Annotated in this window: 18 protein-coding genes; 12 read left to right on the forward strand and 6 right to left on the reverse strand. The window is 56.3% G+C overall.

Annotated features, from left to right (window positions below; genetic code table 11):
- Window positions 1-449: 449 nt before the first annotated feature.
- Together EC9_RS11925 and EC9_RS27255 are read left to right on the forward strand one after the other, a co-directional pair.
- The gene (locus tag EC9_RS11925; protein ID WP_145345442.1) at window positions 450-1,904 is read left to right on the forward strand and encodes a catalase; all 1,455 of its coding nucleotides are present in this window, start codon (window positions 450-452) and stop codon (window positions 1,902-1,904) included.
- Window positions 1,905-2,145: 241 nt separating this feature from the next.
- Entirely contained in the window at window positions 2,146-2,271 is a 126-nt protein-coding gene (locus tag EC9_RS27255) for a hypothetical protein (protein ID WP_315852326.1), read from the forward strand.
- Between the two features lie 97 nt (window positions 2,272-2,368).
- Here the strand turns inward: EC9_RS27255 and EC9_RS11935 are convergent, their stop codons facing one another.
- Both EC9_RS11935 and EC9_RS11940 read right to left on the reverse strand, forming a co-directional pair.
- On the reverse strand, window positions 2,369-3,178 hold the full coding sequence (locus EC9_RS11935; protein ID WP_145345444.1) for a hypothetical protein: 810 nt from the start codon (window positions 3,176-3,178) through the stop codon (window positions 2,369-2,371).
- Between the two features lie 73 nt (window positions 3,179-3,251).
- Entirely contained in the window at window positions 3,252-5,486 is a 2,235-nt protein-coding gene (locus EC9_RS11940; RefSeq protein ID WP_449314242.1) for a hypothetical protein, read from the reverse strand.
- Window positions 5,487-6,525: 1,039 nt separating this feature from the next.
- On the opposite strand from EC9_RS11940, the gene EC9_RS11945 reads away from it, so the two are divergent.
- The 4 genes from EC9_RS11945 (at window position 6,526) to csrA (ending at window position 9,563) form a co-directional block, all read left to right on the forward strand.
- Complete coding sequence (locus tag EC9_RS11945) at window positions 6,526-6,954, forward strand: hypothetical protein (RefSeq protein ID WP_145122016.1); 429 nt, start codon at window positions 6,526-6,528, stop codon at window positions 6,952-6,954.
- Window positions 6,955-7,060: 106 nt separating this feature from the next.
- On the forward strand, window positions 7,061-8,053 hold the full coding sequence (gene bufB / locus EC9_RS11950; protein ID WP_145345448.1) for an MNIO family bufferin maturase: 993 nt from the start codon (window positions 7,061-7,063) through the stop codon (window positions 8,051-8,053).
- Entirely contained in the window at window positions 8,054-8,965 is a 912-nt protein-coding gene (locus EC9_RS11955) for an HvfC/BufC N-terminal domain-containing protein (protein ID WP_145345450.1), read from the forward strand.
- A gap of 376 nt (window positions 8,966-9,341) precedes the next feature.
- Window positions 9,342-9,563: a carbon storage regulator CsrA gene (csrA, locus tag EC9_RS11960; RefSeq protein ID WP_145097590.1), complete on the forward strand. Its 222-nt coding sequence runs from the start codon at window positions 9,342-9,344 to the stop codon at window positions 9,561-9,563.
- Window positions 9,564-9,713: 150 nt separating this feature from the next.
- Here the strand turns inward: csrA and EC9_RS11965 are convergent, their stop codons facing one another.
- Entirely contained in the window at window positions 9,714-10,184 is a 471-nt protein-coding gene (locus EC9_RS11965; protein ID WP_145345452.1) for a 23S rRNA (pseudouridine(1915)-N(3))-methyltransferase RlmH, read from the reverse strand.
- A 21-nt stretch (window positions 10,185-10,205) separates the two neighbouring features.
- The gene (gene pyrF / locus EC9_RS11970; RefSeq protein WP_145345454.1) at window positions 10,206-11,114 is read right to left on the reverse strand and encodes an orotidine-5'-phosphate decarboxylase; all 909 of its coding nucleotides are present in this window, start codon (window positions 11,112-11,114) and stop codon (window positions 10,206-10,208) included.
- 334 nt (window positions 11,115-11,448) lie between these two features.
- On the opposite strand from pyrF, the gene EC9_RS26960 reads away from it, so the two are divergent.
- From EC9_RS26960 to EC9_RS11990, 4 genes are all read left to right on the forward strand, one after another.
- Window positions 11,449-11,787, forward strand: coding sequence for a GIY-YIG nuclease family protein (locus EC9_RS26960; RefSeq protein ID WP_246106088.1), 339 nt, complete (start codon window positions 11,449-11,451; stop codon window positions 11,785-11,787).
- A gap of 75 nt (window positions 11,788-11,862) precedes the next feature.
- Window positions 11,863-12,504: a DNA-3-methyladenine glycosylase family protein gene (locus EC9_RS11980; RefSeq protein WP_145345458.1), complete on the forward strand. Its 642-nt coding sequence runs from the start codon at window positions 11,863-11,865 to the stop codon at window positions 12,502-12,504.
- Window positions 12,505-12,546: 42 nt separating this feature from the next.
- Complete coding sequence (locus EC9_RS11985; protein ID WP_145345460.1) at window positions 12,547-13,128, forward strand: alpha-ketoglutarate-dependent dioxygenase AlkB family protein; 582 nt, start codon at window positions 12,547-12,549, stop codon at window positions 13,126-13,128.
- Complete coding sequence (locus EC9_RS11990; RefSeq protein ID WP_145345462.1) at window positions 13,128-13,676, forward strand: hypothetical protein; 549 nt, start codon at window positions 13,128-13,130, stop codon at window positions 13,674-13,676. Before EC9_RS11985 ends, EC9_RS11990 begins: the two co-directional genes overlap by 1 nt.
- Window positions 13,677-13,689: 13 nt before the next feature.
- Here EC9_RS11990 and EC9_RS11995 read toward each other — a convergent pair whose 3' ends face one another.
- The gene (locus EC9_RS11995; RefSeq protein WP_218934750.1) at window positions 13,690-15,711 is read right to left on the reverse strand and encodes a dockerin type I domain-containing protein; all 2,022 of its coding nucleotides are present in this window, start codon (window positions 15,709-15,711) and stop codon (window positions 13,690-13,692) included.
- A gap of 509 nt (window positions 15,712-16,220) precedes the next feature.
- Here EC9_RS11995 and EC9_RS12000 point away from each other — a divergent pair.
- Both EC9_RS12000 and EC9_RS12005 read left to right on the forward strand, forming a co-directional pair.
- A complete protein-coding gene (locus EC9_RS12000) occupies window positions 16,221-17,963 on the forward strand; it encodes a hypothetical protein (RefSeq protein WP_145345466.1) in 1,743 nt (580 codons plus the stop codon).
- A gap of 208 nt (window positions 17,964-18,171) precedes the next feature.
- Window positions 18,172-19,419: a cell surface protein gene (locus EC9_RS12005; RefSeq protein WP_145345468.1), complete on the forward strand. Its 1,248-nt coding sequence runs from the start codon at window positions 18,172-18,174 to the stop codon at window positions 19,417-19,419.
- A gap of 96 nt (window positions 19,420-19,515) precedes the next feature.
- Here EC9_RS12005 and EC9_RS12010 read toward each other — a convergent pair whose 3' ends face one another.
- A complete protein-coding gene (locus tag EC9_RS12010) occupies window positions 19,516-20,145 on the reverse strand; it encodes a response regulator transcription factor (protein ID WP_145345470.1) in 630 nt (209 codons plus the stop codon).
- Window positions 20,146-20,189 lie beyond the last annotated feature (44 nt).

Here is a 20,189-nt window from a genome sequence, read left to right on the forward strand (position 1 = left end):
CTGAAACACGTTCGGCTTGACGGTCTCCGCTGCGCGGTGCTGGAAATCTTTACCGTCGTTATCCCTGGGGGCGATGTGGTCCATCGTGGTGGACGACATCACAAATACGAATTTGCATCGCTCGCCGTCCGTTCACTGGCACGGTTTTATTGGCGTTCTTCCATCGCATCGGTCCTGGCGAGCTCGACGTCGAATGCAAATGACGCGGTAATCCCAGATAGCCGTTGCGGCAAATCGCCCGAAGCGGATGAAGGTGTGATAGATTGGATCAGTCGAGACGACCAGCGGAACAATAGGTGCTGCAATGAGTCGTGGATCATGTCACGAGTTCGGTGCTGTGGGACTCGCGACCTGATCCACTTAGTCAGTGACTTGTATTGGTTCGTTCACGCAGCTCCGACCGGCGGATCGGTCGCGCGATAGTACTCCCAAATCAAAGGACTCTCAGCATGAAAAAGCACGACTCGAAGCCGACTACAACGGATGCGGGCTGCCCCGTCGCAAGCGACGAGCACTCGTTGACTGTCGGACCCAATGGCCCAATTTTGCTGCACGACCATTATTTGATCGAGCAGATGGCCAACTTCAATCGTGAACGCATTCCCGAACGACAACCGCACGCGAAAGGTTCCGGGGCGTTTGGGCATTTTGAAGTGACCCACGATGTCAGTGCCTACACCAAGGCGGCGGTGTTCCAACCGGGGACGAAGACCGACACGTTGATTCGGTTCTCCACTGTGGCCGGCGAACGTGGGAGCCCCGACACCTGGCGTGACCCGCGCGGCTTTTCGGTGAAGTTCTACACCAGCGAAGGCAATTACGACATGGTCGGGAATAACACGCCCGTCTTCTTCCTTCGCGATCCGATGAAATTCCAGCACTTCATCCGTTCGCAAAAACGACGCGCTGACAACGGTCTGCGCGACCACGATATGCAATGGGATTTCTGGTCATTGTCGCCCGAGTCGGCTCATCAAGTCACATGGCTGATGGGCGATCGCGGAATCCCCAAGACCTGGCGAAACATGAACGGCTACTCCAGCCACACCTACATGTGGGTCAACGCTTCCGGAGAACGCTACTGGGTCAAGTATCATTTCAAAACCGACCAAGGAGTCGACTTTCTCACCCAAGACGATGCCGATCGATTGGCAGGAGCTGATGGCGATTATCACCGACGCGATCTGTTTGACGCCATCAAGCGAGGAGAGCATCCGAGTTGGACACTGAAGATGCAGATCATGCCGTTCGAGGAGGCCAAGACCTATCGGATCAACCCTTTCGATTTGACCAAAGTTTGGCCGCATGACGACTATCCGCTTCACGAAGTCGGTCGTCTGACCTTGAATCGCAACCCGACCGACTTCCATACGGAGATCGAGCAGGCTGCATTCGAGCCGAACAATCTTGTGCCGGGGATCGGCATCAGCCCAGACAAAATGTTGCTTGGCCGCATGTTTGCTTACGCCGATGCCCACCGGCATCGACTCGGCGTGAACTACAAACAGATTCCCGTCAACGCTCCGCAATGTCCGGTGTTCAGCTACAGCAAGGATGGACAAGGTCGAACGCAAAACGTCTCGGATCCGGTTTACGCACCGAACTCGAAAGGTGGTCCGGCGGCGGATTGCGAGCGCTATCCCGAGGATACAACCTGGGCCGCCGACGGCGAGTTTACCCGCGCGGCCTATACGCTGCGAAAGGACGACGATGACTTTAGTCAGGCTGGCACGCTCGTTCGAGAGGTGATGGATGACGCATCGCGCGATCGATTGGTTTCCAATGTGGTTGGCCATCTGAAGGCGGGCGTTACGGATCCGGTACTCGAACGTGCGTTCACCTACTGGCGAAACGTGGACGAAGAGATTGGCAATCGCATCGCAAACGGAGTCAAAGGATCCTGAATCCCAGGCGATACGGCCGGTGGCAATGATGCTCGCTCTTTGAGTCTGCTCGAGGTTGCTTCTGCGACAGGTCTGGCGTTGCGTTGGGTGAGACGACCGGCGGGACGCGCCAATGCACGAGGGTGCATTTGGGAGACGCTATCCAAGCGATGCGTAAACTGACGGGCGAATACTTATTTGTTTCGCTGTTTCGCTGTTTCGCGCGTGTGCGGAGTCCTTGGCTAGCGAGAACGCTAGTCGGTTGGCTGCGATGCAACGCGCCGACAAGAATATTGGAGAGCTGCTTCTGTCGCTCAACGTCTTCTATTGTCGTCAGCGACAAAGCAGTATCGACGAAGAACGTCTTCGACGTCGTTTCTGGTTTTGAGGCGTTGGAACCTTGAACAACCTCGTTACGCTACAAGCAACGTGGCGTGTCAAAACAGCGGATGCCAGAGGACTTTATGCGATGGAACTGCTTTCGTTCATTCCAATAGAAGCCAATAACCGCCGATAAGAACGAGAAGCGTGGAAACCAACGCGATGCCCGATGCGACGACACGGATAGCTGTTGGGCTTTTCACGCCGACTAACTTCACCAGATTGCGCCCCGCTTTTTCTGATTGAAAGAACCGCGTGGGAAGCGTGGCGATTCCCGCTCCGATGACACAGCCCAAGGTGCCAAACGTTATCAAGATACATCCAAAACCAGGGCGGACCTCATCCACAAAAGAATCTTGGCGATACCAGTAGACGAGGGCGACGACGGCCGCCATCAGCAGGCAGGCTTTCCATGCGATCGACTTTGTCATTTGCCACTGATGCACTCCTGACGTCGGGCGACGACCGATCGCTGCGTCAATTTCGATTCGGACTTCGGCCATGCATTCATTGAACGCGCGAATTGCGTATTCGCTGACTCGGCGGTTGCCAATAGCCCGCGTCATCGTCGACGGAAAGATGAGCCGAACCAATAGAGTTGCTAAGTTTGCGAACGCTCTGGCAACAAGATGGTCAAAACCACTTTGCCCCAGACGCCTGTTGGGCCAATCGCTCCGTGTGACAATTCCTTCGACTGGTAATCCATTGATCGTCCCTTGAACCATCATGCCGACAGTTCCCTTCCCTGCATGAATATCAAGCTGCGTGACTTGAAGCCTTAGATCCACGTCGCGAATCGTGAGCTCGGTGATTGATTTTAGATGCCTTTGAAGCTGTCGTTCGATCTCCGATTCCAATAGCCGAGGATTTGGGATGTTTTTTGGAGCTTTGTATTCAACTTGAATTGACTGCATCAGATTGCCAACTTCTGGGACTCTAGATTTAGATTTAGATTTCGCGTTTGGTGTTCGGTCATGCGTCTTGCGACTATCGGATCCCAAATAGCAACCCAGCGATACTTTCGGCCTCTTGTTGCAAACCGATGATGCTTTGCGGATCGCGTTGGCGCGACCTCGAATAGTTGAATGAGATTACATTTTTCCACGATAGCAACAGCGAACCGTCGAGCGATTCGATACTCCATCCCGGATGTTCGCACAGGAATTCGGCAAATTGGTCTGTGATGACGTCGGCCGCGCGATCGGGTTGCGAGCTGCGAAGTACATGTTTGATGGAGAATTTCCGTAGGCTCTCGGTGCGATCCAAATCGATGTCTTGCCAACCCGCCAAGGCGGTGATCTTTGCGACAAGGTCTTCCGGAAAGATGTAGAGATCGGGCAGCTTCGAATCGGTATCAGGATAAATGAAACAGAACTCACGATGGGTACGGTCCCTGTCGTTCGATCGCGTCGTCCACATAAACCACCCCATCAAAATCTCGCGATCGAGCGAAGGGCCAACAACCGCGAATTCAAAATGACCACCGGCGCGTTGTTTCAGGAACTCAAAATCTGGAAGCGCTTCGACTGAGATCGAAGACGATTGTTCCCATCCTAATCGAGCGGTCACTTGGTCGATAATCGCTTCGCGTTTCTCGCGGGTTTTTCCATCAGCCAGCTTGGATAATTGAAGAACACACAGAAAGAAAAGCACTCCCGCAGCGGAAGTTCCAACCGGCCACACCCAGAAGGGTCGGTGGTATCCAACTCCTTCGAATTCTTGCGTTGTACTGGAGGTGTCGAGGACACGGAGTGTCGACTGATCGCGAGATCCGATTAGGGATGAAGCGTCCGGAGAAAAGATCACATTTTCCAATGGGAATGGTTGCTTGTTCCAGACCTGGGTCGCTGAGTTGGCCGACAGGTCCCAAAGTTCTGCCCCCCCAGCTCGTTTGAAATTCAGCAGTAGGTCGGTGCCATCGGCTGATAGGGCGATCGTATCGACAGCGGTCGTTCCCGAGTGAAGTGTTTCCTGATGTTCACCAGCCAGCGAATAGAGCGTGGTCTGAGAAGTTAGGCGATCGCGTCCCGATACGATCAGCAAACGATCTGGATCGCCTGGCACAAATGCCAAGTGACTGATCTCATGCTCGAACATGATCGTGCGAACTTCATCTTTGGGATTCTTACGGTTCCACAACTGGACTGGGAACTGCGTCTGATCGATGGAATTCGAGTCGATGGTGGTTGCGATCCAATCGCCGTCGCGACTGATCGCCAGCTTGTCAAACCGCGTCCCTTCGGCAGTAAGCGATGGGAGCGGGGTTTGTGTCTCCAGATCCCAGACATAAACTTGGTCCTTGCCGCTGACAGCAAGAATTTTTTCGTCGCTATCGACTGCGGCCGCTTGAAACTGAAGGTCCGAACCGCTGCTCAAGGTGGTGATCGGTTGGAGATCGGTTTGCAACAGTTCGATCGAGTCCCAGGAGAGAACGACGACGCGATCCGACTTGGGCAAGACGACGGTTTTCGTGAGATAACCTTGCGTTGATCGACTGGCCAATTCCCGACCGGTTTCAAGGTCCAACAGAACAAGCTGACCGGGGGTGATCCCGTAGGATGAGTCGCTCTTGAGCAAGCAGTGCATTAGCGCGGCGGAACCTGAACCATTTAAGAATCGTACCCAGATGGCCCCCCCTTCGCCCGCCGCCAACTTTGCAACCTTGCGTTTTTCCTCGAGATCCCAGAGGACGACTTCAGCAAAGTCGTCGCCAGTGCTGGCCGATACTATTTTGGTTCCGTCGGGACTGATATCGATAGCGCGAATCGGAAACGCGTGGGCGGCTTGGTTGCGAACGAATCCCCAAGCCACGCCACCGAGCAGAAGGACCGCAACCGTCCCCAAAGCGATCCATGTCAACGGTGAACATGGAGACTTCTTCGCTTCAAATTCCCGCTGCGAGGGGGACGGCGTTGGCTGTGGGGAGAGCGCTATTTGTTCGACAGCTTGCTTGCGTTTGGGGCGCAACAGGATGCTGCCCATGGTAAGTGTTATCCCACCGATGATGATGGACCATCCCCACAAGCTCCAAAATCGATTCGCTTGAACAAAAGTTGGATCGCGTGGATCGTAGAGGACTTCGATTGTTCCACCTTGGCGCAGACCGGTGAACTCTCCATTAATCGTTCCCTGCATGTTCCCACGCCCCTCGACGGGGTAGCTGATGGAGTACGTCGTACGGCTGCGTCGATTGGTTCCTGTACCGGAAGTGCGTGTTTCCACTTTCGTGCAGGTCGCTTGGACAACGGTACCCTGCGACACCAGCCGGTACGAACGGTAACTCCAGTAAATCGCGAGCCCAAAAAGGAGCAAGACGATGACGCCAACAATTGCTCTCTCAATCGTTTTGTAAGACGAACGGGGGGGTGTCGGTTTTTTATTGTTCATGCTTCGCTCCATCCCCGCTTGAATCGTTCAACGCTGTGTCGCCTGAGGGATAATTTGGGGCGGAGCGATGCGGATAAGCCAATACTGAAATGCTGAAGTTCCCTTTCAGGTTGCAAGGCGAATCGGGTTCGCGACGTTGTCGCATCCTTCGCCACACGCGCCCGTGGCGGCGGATTCTCGCCGTTGCAAACACCGTCCTGCCGCGATCACGAAGTCTTGCAAGAAGACTCACAAAACCAACGTATCGATGAGATAGGGATTACTAATTCAGAAGGCTTGTCGGGGATTATGGGGCATACTGTCCCCTCAGCATAGTGGGCCGCAATGCCGCGACCGATGCTTGTTCGCTAGCGTACGCTAGCGGAGCTTCGAGCGTTTGTTTTGGGCGGTGGTCCAAGACTTCAAAGCCCTGGCTCGCCGAGGTTTCGATTTCGCGGAATTCGGGAATCGATTCGCTCACCGCAATTCAAACCAACCGAGCGCTCGCTCGCACGCTGCGGGATCGGTCGTGTTGGTTCTGTTCGCGATGTCCTAATCGAGATCGCTCTGGAGCGGGGCGGCGGGATAGCTTGTCAGCTACTTCTTTTGGCGTTGCCTGGAGTTCTGTTAGCTAACGCACAATTGGGATTGCGCAGGCCGGGTAGACTGCGAAACAACGAACTGGCTGGCGACGTGTCTTAATATGACGACGCATCGTCGCCCCTTGATCCTGCGTTGGGCGCACGCTCCGACAGCAGTCGGATCGTGCGCTATATAACTTGGTGCGACGCGCCGCTGAGCGGCACGATCGAGCCGATGCATCAACGATTCGAAGGATGAACTGGCAGCAGGCCGTTTGTTGTTTACTTCAATATTCCGAAAGAAGGTACAAGCTATGAGTGACACAAACATCGGACGCCGTAATTTTGGACGCATGGCAGTAATCGCAACCGGCGGGCTCGTTGCCGGCAGTAAAATGGCTTCGGCTGCAGAAGGTGGCAAGGCCGACTTGGGAGTCGATCCAGCGTTGTTGATCGCCGCTCCGAACACTTGCAAGGGCTTGAACACTTGCAAGGGCGAAGGCAAAGGCGATCACAATTGCGCCGGTATGGGATCTTGTGCAAGCGTTGCAAAACACGACTGCGCGGGTGCCAATGAGTGCAAGGGAGCAGGCGGCTGCGGCGGCTATCCCGGACAGAACACCTGCAAAGGCAAGGGCAGCTGCAGTGTGCCTTTGAACGCCAACGCTTGGAAATTGGCTCGCAAGCAGTTCGAGCAATTGATGACAGCTGCCGACAAGAAGGTCGGTCCAGCACCTAAATAAAGCGTTACACGCAGCAAACCATGTTCGTTAACCGATTCCAACGGCTGGTCCTGTTTCGTCACGACCAGCCGTTGTTCGTTGCTACACCTCCGAGAGTCTTGAACCAATGACCGATTCGAATCGACAACCGTCGTCTGCCACATCCGGCTTGGGGCTTGGCGTCGGGCTGCGGACCGCCCACTTTGCACATATTTTAGAGCACCAACCAGCGGTCGATTGGTTTGAGATCATCTCGGAAAATTTCATGGATTGCCAGGGGCGTCCACGCTACGTTCTCGATCAAATCGCCGAGCGGTATCCGATCGTGATGCACGGGGTTTCGATGTCGATCGGCAGCAGCGATCCCTTGAACCTCGAATACTTGCGAAAGCTGAAACGACTGGCCGATGAGATCGGGGCACGCTGGGTTTCGGATCACGTCTGTTGGACCGGGATCGCAGCAAAAAACACACACGATCTGTTACCAATCCCTTACAACGAAGAATCGCTGCGGCACGTCTGCGATCGAATTCGGATCGTTCAGGAAATCCTCGAGCGGCCGTTGGTCCTGGAGAATCCAAGCACCTACGTCACCTTCCGCGATTCGACGATGAGCGAATGGGAGTTCATCCGCCGGATGACGATCGAAAGCGGATGCCAGTTGTTGTTGGACGTCAACAACGTCTACGTCTCCAGCGTCAACCACGATTTTTCACCTACCGAATACCTCGATTCGATCCCCGCAGATCGCGTCGTTCAGTTTCATTTGGCGGGGCACACCGACCTGGGAACCCACTGCATCGATACGCACGATGGCCGCGTTGTCGATCGCGTCTGGGAGCTGTTTCGATACGCTTACCAACGCGGCATCCGGGCTTCGACGCTATTGGAATGGGACGCCAATATCCCCGAGTTCGACGTGCTGCATGCCGAGGTGTTGAAGGCTAAGGCTTATCTGATGTCGGCGCAAGCGGAGCCGTCGGACGTTGATGATGTTTCGCCGGAATTGGCCAGCGTGCGTCCGACAATTCCCGTCGAGACGACCGTCGATCGGGCGGCGGCGACGCGTCGCAATGCGATTCCGCAGCCTGCGTTGTTCAGCCGAGCGGAGGTCGAATAGATGGAATCCCAGTCACGCGGATTGCAGAGCGTTCAGCAATGGATGCAGGCGGTGATCACGCATCCCGAGGGGGTGCAGAGCGGTTCGCGGTCGGAGACGGCCCGAGACGCTTTGGGAGAAGCCGCCGAGGCGAGCTTGGAAGACTTGATCCTGCCATCGCAAAGACTCGACAGCCAGCAGCGAATCGAAGTCTACGCCAACGCGTATTATGCGCGACTGTTGGAGTGTTTAAGCGAAGAGTTTCCCGCTTTGGTGCAACTGTTGGGCGAGGAGACGTTCAACGCGTTTGCTGTCGAGTATCTGCAGTTCTTTCCGTCGCAGAGCTACACACTGGCCGATCTTGGTGCCAACTTTCATCACTTCCTCAGCCAGTATCGCGACGCCGCTCAGGAGGATACAGACGCCGATTCGCAGGAACGGTCGTGGAGCGACTTGATGATCGATCTTGCCCAGCTGGAGCGAACCTACAGCGAGGTTTTCAGCGGACCAGGGATCGAACGGATGGACACTCTTCTCGGTGATGCGTTGGCGACGGTCCCGCCGCAGTCGATGGGGCGGATCTGCTTGACGCCGGCTCCATGCCTGCGGCTGTTGCAACTGGACTGTGCGGCGCATGAATATGCGATTGCCGTTCGCAAACAGGCTGATCTCGAAGGCGCGTTTCCGCAGGTACGACCGACCTACCTCGCGATCACGCGGATCCGTTACGTCGTCCGCACGATCGAGCTGGAGCCTGGCGAGTTTCAAATCCTGCAGCAGCTGTGCGAGGGCATTTCGTTGGAAACGGCGATCGCAAATGTCGCGGTGTTGGACGCTCTGGACGATACTGTGCTGGCACAACAGCTGCTAGCGTGGTTCCAGAAGTGGGCGACCGACCAGATGTTTGTCGACTTTCGCGTCGCCTCATGCTAACGGCGTCGAAAGCTCGCCAACGTAGGCAGCAAAGGTTGAGCGTCGGTCGATGTGTCCTGTTCCAATCGATTGCTGGCGCAGACGAAAGCGGAGGTTCGTTCGGTTCGGCGTGCGATCTGTAGCAATCGTGCGAGTTGTGCGATCTCGACCAACCGATGCTAGCGTTGGCCGGTAGCGCCCGCAGAACCTGCGAAACCGCCATCGCATGGAACTCTTTGAATTGGTGTGAACGGGGGGCCGATAGAATTACTTGTCGGGGACCTTCAATCGCTTCCCGTACAGTCTCCCATGACCATCTTGCGAGCGCGTGCCGCTCTGCTCGGCGTTATGGAATTTTGCATATATTCACACAACCCGAACATTCAAAGAGAGCACCATGCTTGTTCTATCACGCCACCGCGACGAAAGCATCATGATCGGAGATGACGTTGTGGTCACTATCGTCGACATCCGTGGTGATAAAGTACGGTTGGGGATCGATGCCCCACAAAGCATCCCGGTGCATCGCCAAGAGGTGTACGATGCGATCCAACGCGAGAATCAACGCGCATCGCAATTGGGAACCGACGCAACGAAATCGGTACGCGGGCAAGAGTAGTCTTGTCGAGCGTGTCGCTGTGAAAAAGCGAGGCCGCCAGCCGTCGTAATTTACCGCTGGGCTCCACGGTTCGATAGAACCGATCGTTGCGATCCGCTCGACATTTGGACCTGAGGGCACCCGTCCTTGGTTCACACCTACCACCCCAACCTACTCGTTGTGGTACTTCTCGCCTCGCAGTATCGTGAACGCGCGATAGATCTGTTCGATCAGAAAAATGCGAGCCATGTCGTGAGTCAATGTCAGCTTTGACAGCGACCAAACCCAGTCGGCCCGTTGGTTCACTTTTGGATCAACGCCCCACGCCCCTCCGATCACCAGCGTCATCCGCGGTGTGGCGATATTCATCTTCGCCTGCACCCACTCGGACAGTTCGATCGACGTCAGTTGACGTCCGCGCTCGTCCATCAGGACCATTAGATCTTGGTCGGCAACCTGACGCAGCAGCAGATCCGCCTCCTTCTTCATCAGCTCACCAGCCGACAAGCGGCCGGGTTTGAGTTCTTTGATCTCGGCGATCTCCAGCGAACAGTAGTGCGATAAACGCTTGCGATACTGATCGATCAAGTCGGCAAAGTTCTTGTCTTTGGAGCGACCGATCCAAACGAGCTTGATTTTCAACCTGGCTGCCTCTTCGCAATACTATCGCTGCAGTTGCTCGTTCATCTGACGGGTCGCCGCTTCGACAGCTTCCTGCCAACGCGCGTCGCCAAAGCTCTCTTTGAACTCCGGACGGGCGTGAGCAAAGATGATGTGACGCGAATTGTTGACGATCGCGCCGAGTCCCTTGTCATCAAAACCGGCAGCGACGTCGGCAGCCGATCCGCCTTGAGCGCCGAAGCCCGGGATCAGGATCCAAGCCGACGGCATCCGTTGACGCAGTTCGGCGAGTTGTTCGGGGTACGTCGCCCCAACAACCGCTCCAACCGGTCCGTAGCCGCTGGTTCCCAGCCGGTCGGCATTCTGTTGAGTGACCAGATTGGCAACCGCTTCGTAGACGCTGCCGTCTTCGCCGCGGCGATCTTGCAGCAGCCCGCCGCCGGGATTCGATGTCTTCACCAAGACAAAGATCCCCGCCTGCCGCGAGTCGCACATCTCGACAAACGGTTCGATGCTGTCAGCCCCTAAATACGGACTGACCGTCAATGCGTCGCTGCCCCATGCGCTGCGGTCGCCGGCACCGAGATAGGCCGAAGCGTAGGCGGCCGCGGTCGAACCGATATCGTTCCGCTTGCCATCCAGGATCACCATCAAACCCTTGCGATGGGCATATTCGATCGTTTCGGCAAGCGCCATCGTGCCATGGGGCCCCAATTGTTCGAAGAAGGCAGCTTGCGGTTTGACGACCGGAACCAAAGGGGCCACGACGTCGATAATCTCTCGGCAGAATTGGCTGAACGCCGCGGCGCGACCCTGCGGACTGGCGGCTGCCGCATCGCGTAGACCGGTTGGTAATTGCTCGAATCGCGGGTCCAACCCGACGCAAACAACCGATTTCTTGTCCGTAACCGCTTGTGCCAATCGATCGCCAAATGCTGCGTTTTCGCTCATGATCTCTAAATTCGTATTGATTGCCGCGGTAAATCAAACACCCGTTTGCCACATCCGCCACGTCGAAAGCGACAGCATTAGATTATCAGTCATCGACGCGGTTGAAACCCCACATCTTTGCTGCGGATCCACCAGCGAGTCTCGCTGGTCGGATTGGGAGCTCCAGTTGCCGGTCGATTTTCTCAAAGTGTCCGTTGTTTTTTGGCAAAACGATGTCATCGCCAGCATTCCCTTTCTGCTACGATTCCGCGACCGCCAGGACTTCGCTTTCGATTTGCGATGTCTGTTGTCGCCTTCTCTCTCCAAACACGCAACCGTTACGAGCATCCCGCACGTGTCGACGTCATCCTCGCCGCAAACGCCATCCGAATCCTCCCAACCGTCGTCATCCCCGTCGGGGTGGTTCGTCTATATCGTGCGCTGCGGCGATGGCTCGCTGTACACCGGTATCACCAAAGATCTCCGTCGGCGGCTGAAACAGCACAATGCCGGAACCGCCTCGCGCTACACTCGGGTTCGGTTGCCCGTGGCGTTTGTCTACCAGGAGACGCAGCCGGATCAAAGTTCCGCACTAAAGCGAGAACTGGCGATCAAAGCGCTCACGCGACCGGCGAAAGATCGTTTGATCGGTTCGGAAACCAATCGACTTGGGGAACTGGATTGTTCGCCGTGAACCGAGCGGACCACGAATTGGCCCGGCTCCCTGTTGCGTCGATCTCCTCTCACATGCTGGTTACGACACTAACTGATGACAAAACAATCTGAGACCGATCTAGCGATCGCTCATTTGCGAGCCGCCGATCCCATCATGAGCCAGATGATCGATGATGTCGGTGAGTTTAAGATGCGCCGTCAGCGAGACCGATTCGGAATGCTGGTTCGATCGATCGTCTCGCAACAGATTTCAACCGGTGCGGCGCGGTCGATTCATGCCCGGTTGGTACAGCTTGCCGGCGACGAGGGGCTGACCGCCGAGAATTTGGCTCGCTTCTCCGCCGAAGACCTGCGAACGGCCGGGATCTCGATGCAGAAGGCAAAATACCTGTTGGATTTGACCGACAAGGTTATCGGTGGAGAATTGAATTTGCGACCGATCGGCCGGTTTTCGGACGCCCAGATCATCGAACAGTTAACGATTGTCAAAGGGATCGGAAAATGGACTGCGCAAATGTTCTTGATCTTCTCGCTCGGCCGAATGGACGTCTTTCCGCACGACGATCTGGGCGTTCGCGCTGCGATTCGGAAACGCTACGGTCTTGAGGAACTGCCCGACGTTGCGACCAGCCAGTCGATCGCGGCCAATTGGCGACCTTATGCATCGGTCGCCAGTTGGTACTGTTGGCAGTCGTTGGAGCACGACAAACGGATGCAGGCCAATGGGGATCATTAGTCGCGGCGTCGGTTCGTCCCAACCTGTGGTCGAGAGAACGAGGTGGATGTGTTGGACTTCTTGGAACTAGATGATGGCGGGCTGCTGCATTTCCAGCCCAACTTTCTGCCGGCCGAAGTTTCAGATCGCTGCTTTGAACAGCTCCGCGACCAAGTCGATTGGCATCAGAAGCCGGCGCTCTTCGGTCACATGCAACCGCGGCTGTCGGCATCTTTTGGAGACGTCGGTGTCACGTACCGCTATTCGGGGACGGTCAACATCGCATTGCCCTGGATCGCGCCGCTGTTGGAGATCAAGCAGCGGATCGAATCGGTTTTCGGCAGCTACAATTTCTGTCTGCTGAATCGCTATCGTTCGGGGGCCGACAGCATGGGGATGCATGCCGACGACGAACCGGGAATGGGAAACGTGATCGGATCGGTTTCGCTGGGGGCGTCGCGATCGTTTCGGATCCGGCACAACAGGACAAAAGAAACGAGAACTTTCCCGGCGGGAAATGGTACGCTGATCATCATGGCGGGAACGATGCAGCAGTTCTGCAAACATGATGTCCCGAAGACAAAAGCCGATGTCGGCGAACGGATCAATCTGACGTTTCGCCAAATTGCCATGGAGACAAACTGATGGTGAATCGACTCGCTCTTCTGATTGCGATCCTCATGGCAACCGAAGGCATCGCCTGCGACCTGCCGGCGAGCGAAGGAGCGATGCCGCAATTCATCATCACGACAAAACGATCGGACGACAAAGTGGTCGTATCACAGCAGGGGGCGGAGACGCGGTTTGCGATCCAATGCCCATTCGGAATCGGTCGAGCGGTGATTCGACGAACCGCCGACGCCTGGCCAAGCGACGTGACGATTCGACTGTATTTGAAAGGGCTTGAAGATTTCCGAATCGACAATGGCAGCATCGTGCTGCAAGCCTTCGTTGCTTCGTCCGACAAGGATGGCTCCGCAGCGAAAACCGTGTTGATCGAAGGAGATGCGTCGAGAGAGATCGATCGGTCGAACCCCTATTGGATCGAGATCCGGAGGGGATCAGGCGACGTGCGATCCGAAGACGATGGCAAGCCCGAAGAACGCTATTTCGACTTGCGATTGCCCCAAGCGATCTTCCTGACGAATCCGGTGGAGCTGAAGCTGCGATGGATCGATTTCTATCGCAGTTGAGTGGCGGCGTACGTTAGACGAACAAGTCTTCCAGGTCGGTCTCCAACCAATCCTCGTCCTCGTCGAACGGCTCTTGATCCGCGTCGGCGACCATCAACGGTTGAGCGATCGATGGCGCGGCGAAGTGATCTTGATTCGCAGCCGATTCGGTTTGCGCGGCCTCGGCAATCGATTCACCTTCCGGTGACGGCGGTGCATCCTCGGTCGATTCCGATTCGCCGATCGGCGGGAAACCGCCACCTGGGATCGACTTCAGATTGCTGATCGTATTGAGTTCGTTGACGACGATCAAAGCGTCCAGTGGGGTCAGCAGACCGTCGCCGTTGACGTCGAGATAGTATTCGCCGTCGAAGGGGGAATTCAGCGGTCGTGGGCCACCTTCGTTAAGCGAATTGAGGATGATCAGGACATCTTGCGGAGTGATCACGTTGTCGTTGTTGACATCGAGACTCTCGGGAAGGTTCTGCCACGGCGACGCGTTTTCAAGGATCGGGATCGTGACCTCGGATTCCACCGAATAATTCGCATCCGAATTTTCTGTCGCGGTGATATTCATCGTGATCGACGACGAGGGCCCGGCGTAGTCGACGGTCTGATCGTCGCGAAGCTTCAAGACACCGGCGACAATTTCAAATCGTGGATCGCTGATCGTGTAATGGTAAGTATCGTGCGGATCGGGATCGATCACGGTCACCGGGCCGACGGTGGCACCATAGATCTTCTCCCGCAGCCCGCCACTAACGTTCAATGCGGTAGGCGGGTCGTTGAGGTTGAAGACAGTGATCGTGATCTGGTTGGTATGTTGGGTCCCACCTGGGGCGGGATCGTCGACCGTATAGTTTACGACCAAACCATCGTCGTCGGGATAAGTCAACGCTTCGTCGTCGCGAAGTTTCAGCATCCCGTTAACGATTTCAAAGCGACTGTCTTCGACCTCGATCGTATGTTGTTCGCCAACGTCTTCATCCTCGACGTAAACGATTCCGAACGAGGTTCCGGTCGCATGTTCGTCGGTGTCGCCGTATTCGGGGCCACCCAAAAACCGGATGGGATCATCGGCGTCGGAGACGGGGATCACGATTTCGACTTGGGAAACCTCCTCGCCAAGATCGAGGTCGAGCACTTGGACGAGGACTCTCACCTCGGGAGCGACTTCAAAGTTCACCAAGGCGGGATCGGCTAGGATCAACAGGTTGTCGTTGATTTGCACATGGTGGGTTAGCGGTGCAAAAACAATGTTTCCTTGCAGGCTGGGGGCGAGGACCGACAATTTCCCGATCACCGTTCCTGCGGGTGAATTCTCGGGCAGCGGATCGCCATCGAAGACTACGGTTTGTAGCGGAGCGTCTTTGTCGACCACATCGACCGTCAACGTGATCGGATCAGAGGCATCGCGTCCGTCGTGCAGCACATACGTCGCGGTGTCCTGGCCGACGAAATCATCGGCCGGGATGTAGTGCAGTCCCCCCGCGAGACTGATCTCGACCAAACTGTTTTCCGATTCGGACGTTTGCAATGCGACAAATGTCTGATTGGGGGTATCGGCACCATGCTTGTAAACCAAACCGTTGGGAAACGGCAGCACAAAGGAGAGCCCTTGTTTGGTCGCGTAATGGACTGGATCGGAGATGGGTGCCTCGTTTTCGCCCGATATCTGGACGCCAAAATCGATTTGCCCCACGCTGGCGTCGGCGGTCAGGAAGATCGAATGAACGCCCGATTCGGGGGCGGTGATTTTTTGGGTGCCGGTGCCATCGAACATTCGCAGCGAATATGCGTCGGCGGGAAGATCTTCGAACGCAAACGATCCCGATCCATCGGTCAACTGGTACGGTTCGGCACCGTTCAAGCGATTGTCATGGTTTTGATCGATGTAGACGATCCGGTTTGGCAGTCCCGATTCGCCGTTGTCCTGGAGACCGGAAAGGTCGTCGTCGGCAAAGACAACCCCGGTGATCGACGCGAGTACCCGCCGCGAGTCCAAGCTCTCAAAGCCTAACGCCAAAATTCGTGCCCGGCGTCGTTGTCGACGCAATGTTTCTTTATTCGATGGTTGTCGTGAAAACATAGCACTTCGCATGTGTTGCTCGGCCCGTGACGTTTCTGCCCGCATCCTAAATATAACGCGTGTGCCAATTTTAAGGGAGCATTACGCGCGGATTAGAAGCGATTGTTGGGGAGCCGCAATTACGTAGGGAGATCGCTTCGATCGACGGCTTCGAATGGTCCGGTCGTTTTCCAGGTCATTAAGGGGGGCGATCATCCCTATTGTAGATAGGGGCTCGATGCTTAGAAGCTGATTACAGCGATTTAGTTCCCGAAACGTTGCTCCCGATTTTGCGCCGATCGCAAAGACAACCGGGTTGTCGGGGAGACTGGCAGCGTTTGCAAGCTTCCCCGTCGTTTGTATTGCAAGCAATTCGCGGGGTTAGAGGCGTGAATCCCCCGATTTGCTCGACTTTTTGGTATAAAGTCGGCATACTACTTTCTTACCGCTTTTATGGCGGAGATTTTGGCTACGTCGACTCTTTTCAGGGAATAACGATGCATTTGCATTCCGTTGGCTTAGGTATTCTGTTGCTTTCGACTCTCGCGTTGGCCGGATGCAGTTCCGAGCCCGCTCCGACCGCTAGCGAACCGGAAGCCGCGGAAGTTGCGATGACTCCCGACGCGCCGAGCGAATCGGATCCGGGGATGGTGATGGATCCCGCGGCGGTGATGCCGGACGAGGCTCCTCTTCCCGACATGTCGGGAGAGCAATCCCCAGCGATGACTGAAGAGATGGCGATGGAGTCGGAGGGCGTTTCCGAATCCCCCGAAATGATTCCTGGCAGTCCCGAGATGGCGATGGAGATGGCCGCTTCGGGGCACCCCGCTGGCTCCGAAGAAGCGATGATGGCGTCGATGGAGCCCGGGATGATGGATGGGATGGCGCCGGCCTCGGGCGAGATGATCATTGGGGCCGAGGGGGAAATTCAAGGGATTGCGAACGGGGCAGCATCCGAAAGCGAGCCGGAACCCGAGCCTTTGCCAAGCGATTATATGTCGCAAGCCAAGTTGGCGTTTGCCGCCGGGATGGAGACGCGTGCCTATGACCTGTTGTTAGCCCATCTCGTTGCCGAGCCGGAACTGGCCGCTGCGTCCCAGTCGTATCAAAAGGTCGGATGGTCCGAAGCGACCAAGCGTCCCACTTGGGGCTTGCGCGTCGGCGTCGGATTGAACATCGCGGCGGTCAAACACACCGGGAACTTGCATCCGGTGCGCGAGAACATGAAGGCCCCCAAAGAAGCGGGGCGAAACCCAAATGGCGGCCCCGCGGAGGGCCTGTCTGAATCGGTTCCAATGGGCGAAGGAATGGCTGGTGGACGGGCAACCGCTAGCGCAGCGGGGCCCGCGGGGGAGATCGAACAACATGTCGGTTTGGTCGGGGAGATCGCACTGGATCTGTTCGCTGAAAATTTCAGCAGTGGAGACTTTGGCAGCATCTTTTCGTCGGTCACGGCAATCGCTCCCGACAAAGAGGAACCGAAGGGACGGTCGGCCGAGCAGCGGGGGATGGAAGAGGGAATGGAAAGTGCCATGGCGGCGGAGATGATGGCCGAAGGGGGGTTGGAGAACATGGCGGCAGAGATGTCGGCGGAAGGGCCCGCTGGTGACGCGGCCGCTGCGCCGGGGGGGATGGCAGGAATGCTGGGGATGGCCGCGGGGCCCCCTCGCGTTAGCCCGGGGTTGGTCTATCTGGGCGCCGCGCGGCCGAAAGAGCTGTTGGAAAAGGCGAAGCAGGCGGGATTGGACGCCTACTTGCAGATCGATGTTTCGGTGAACAAGAACGAAGTCAACGGTTGGGTCAACAACGATTCGAGCGTCCGCTGGATCTTGGTCTCCACGGGCCGGCCGATCGGACGTGCGTCGAAGAAGATCAACAACAAATCGATCCACCAAGCGATGGAGAGCCGCGAGTTGGATCCACGCGAATTGGTCCTCGACGATTTGCAAGGTGTCTTCAAAGGGGGGAGCGAGGATCTGCGACTCAAACCGCTGCCAGCGTTGACACCCGAAATGGTCACCGCGCGGGTCGGTTCGTTGATCATGAGTCCTCCCGAAAATCCATTGGTCGCCTTGGCTGAGGTGCGATTGTACGCATCCCAAGGTCTGATGACCGAAGATCAGGTCTATTTGGCATTCGATCTGATCATGGGGGATGATGGGCTGATCTTGGCTTCCGGACCGATGGAAGAACGGGTGCTGTTGATCGAACCGTTTGCGCCCAAGCTGACTTCTTATTAATCGAACCCGGTTCGGTTGCGTCGAACGCTGTCCGCGCAATTTCATCTTTTCTGAACAGGGATTTCCCCTGAACCGTTCGCGCCGGCGCTTTGTTTCGGCGGTCGGAAATGTTAACCTCAATCGAGTGCCTGTCGCATTGGGGCGGCCGGCAGACGGGCGAGGCGTCTTTTGTCTTTTTACTGAAACAATTTTAGTTGAGAAAGCGGATATGAGCGAAGCAAACCAACAAGCCCAGGCACCCACGACGGCCGGTGCGGAAGCGTCCACCAGTCCTGCGTCGGCGACCAGCGGATCGATGCATAAATATCTCGATCGAGCGTTGAACGTGCTCGACAAATTTGGATTGTCGAAACGGGAAGATACGCCGCAAGAGATGATCCATTTGTTGGAGAGCGTCAAACATGTCGACGAAGCCCGCGTGTTGGCGATCGCCGAAGTGATCCAACACATGAGCACGTTCAACCAATTGGTTCGCGAGAACGTCGAAAACATCCAGGTCGGCAATCGCTATCTGGAGATCACGCAGATGTTCGATTCGGTCCGCGAGGACAGCAAGATGTTGATCGCCCAATTGGACGATGGGCGGATAGGATTCACTGAAAAGTGGCAGAACTGGTGGATGAAGATCCGTCGTGGAACCCCTTCGGATCGGTTCGATCAAATCATCGATGTCTACCGGGATGTAACGGCCGACACGAAGGACCAATTGAGCCGCGAAGAAGCGATCATGGATGGCTACATCGATTTTCGCTTTGCCCTGAAGGAAGCGGAGGTGTTGGCTAGCGAACTGTTGGACAAACATGGTCCCACGTTAGCCGCGGCGCAACAGAGCCTGGCCGAAGCGCAATCGGCGATCGATGATTTCCAAGGAGAGGACGAAGGGTCGCGCTCGCGGCTTGAATTGGCTCGCGACGAAGCGCGGCAGAAGTTCGAGGAAGAGGATCGGACGTTCCAATTGCTGAAAGACATTACCGAGAACCTATCGATCGGTTACGACGTCGGCGAGACATTGATCACGAAACTGAAACAGACACACGACGTCAAAGACCGTGTCTTCCGGCGTTCGGTCACCTTCTTCACGACCAACGAACACGTCTTCACGATCTTGGGAACCGTCTACACGTCGCAACAGGGACTGCACGAAGTCACACAGGCGACCGAGGCGATGAAAGAAGGAGTCAACAAGGGGCTCGAAGATGTCGCGGATCTTGGCCGTGAACTCGAACGCGCCGCGCTGCGTGCCGGTTACGGTTCGACTGTCGACCCCGAATCGGTTCAGAAACTTGTCGATGCGATCAGCGACTTCCAAATCGAATCGCTGACGATGATCACCGAACTGCGGAAAGAGAGCGAAGAGAGTACGCGACAGATTCGCGCGGTTGTCGAGAAGGGGAAGAAGCGTTTCCAGGAAACGGTCGCCCGACACGCTCAAGAGAAAGAAGCCCAGAAGCTGTAAACCGCCCCGCGGCAGATTCAGACCGCGGCGGCCGATTGGCCGTCGCGTCTTTTTATCGAGACCTTCATGGAACGACCGATGGAAGTGCCGACACGATCACTCGCTGGTCGGATCATCTGGGGCTCGTTTTCGCAATTTGCGTTGCAGCGATCGGCGGTGGATCCCCAAGCGGCGTGCCGCTTCGGAGATGTTGCCGCTGCAATCCGAAAGAACGCGATGGATGTGTTCCCATTCGGCACGAGCCAGCGAGGGGACCGGGAATTCCGAACCATCCAAGCCGTGGGTTTGCGGTTGATCGCCCCGGACAAAGGCGTTCAGAATGTCATCGACATCGGCCGGTTTGGAAAGGAAATTGGTCGCTCCCATGCGGACGGCGTCGATCGCCGCGGCGATGCTGCCAAATCCCGATAGGATCACAACTTTGGTCTCGGGGTGGATTCGTTTGATCGAGATCAACAGGTCCAAACCGCTGCGGCCGGGCATCCGCAAATCGATGACCGCCAGATCGGTTGGCCGTGAACTGAATCTAGCGATTGCTTCGTCGTAATCGCCCGCTTGTTCGACGCGAAACCCACGCTGCTGGAATGCCAGGCTCAGTCGATCGCGAAGCACAAAGGTATCGTCGACAACAATGATGCTCGACGCCCCCAAGGCTTCGGCATCCAGCCCACGCGTGATGGGATCCGCATTGGATTCGAGACTTGCGGAACTCGTTGGCTCGGTCATGTCGCTGCAGTGATCCTTGGGCTGATGTAGGGCGAACCGACGCG

Source organism: Rosistilla ulvae, assembly GCF_007741475.1.
Lineage (GTDB): Bacteria > Planctomycetota > Planctomycetia > Pirellulales > Pirellulaceae > Rosistilla > Rosistilla ulvae.

Bases quoted from the DNA above. Each gene is read 5' to 3' on its own strand.
- EC9_RS11945 (WP_145122016.1), top strand. From the start codon at position 6,526: ATGAGTGACACAAACATCGGACGCCGTAATTTTGGACGCATGGCAGTA.
- EC9_RS11990 (WP_145345462.1), top strand. From the start codon at position 13,128: ATGGTGAATCGACTCGCTCTTCTGATTGCGATCCTCATGGCAACCGAA.
- pyrF (WP_145345454.1), bottom strand. From the start codon at position 11,114: ATGAGCGAAAACGCAGCATTTGGCGATCGATTGGCACAAGCGGTTACG.
- bufB (WP_145345448.1), top strand. From the start codon at position 7,061: ATGACCGATTCGAATCGACAACCGTCGTCTGCCACATCCGGCTTGGGG.
- EC9_RS11980 (WP_145345458.1), top strand. From the start codon at position 11,863: ATGACAAAACAATCTGAGACCGATCTAGCGATCGCTCATTTGCGAGCC.
- EC9_RS12000 (WP_145345466.1), top strand. From the start codon at position 16,221: ATGCATTTGCATTCCGTTGGCTTAGGTATTCTGTTGCTTTCGACTCTC.
- EC9_RS11925 (WP_145345442.1), top strand. From the start codon at position 450: ATGAAAAAGCACGACTCGAAGCCGACTACAACGGATGCGGGCTGCCCC.
- EC9_RS12005 (WP_145345468.1), top strand. From the start codon at position 18,172: ATGAGCGAAGCAAACCAACAAGCCCAGGCACCCACGACGGCCGGTGCG.
- EC9_RS11935 (WP_145345444.1), bottom strand. From the start codon at position 3,178: ATGCAGTCAATTCAAGTTGAATACAAAGCTCCAAAAAACATCCCAAAT.
- csrA (WP_145097590.1), top strand. From the start codon at position 9,342: ATGCTTGTTCTATCACGCCACCGCGACGAAAGCATCATGATCGGAGAT.
- EC9_RS12010 (WP_145345470.1), bottom strand. From the start codon at position 20,145: ATGACCGAGCCAACGAGTTCCGCAAGTCTCGAATCCAATGCGGATCCC.
- EC9_RS11955 (WP_145345450.1), top strand. From the start codon at position 8,054: ATGGAATCCCAGTCACGCGGATTGCAGAGCGTTCAGCAATGGATGCAG.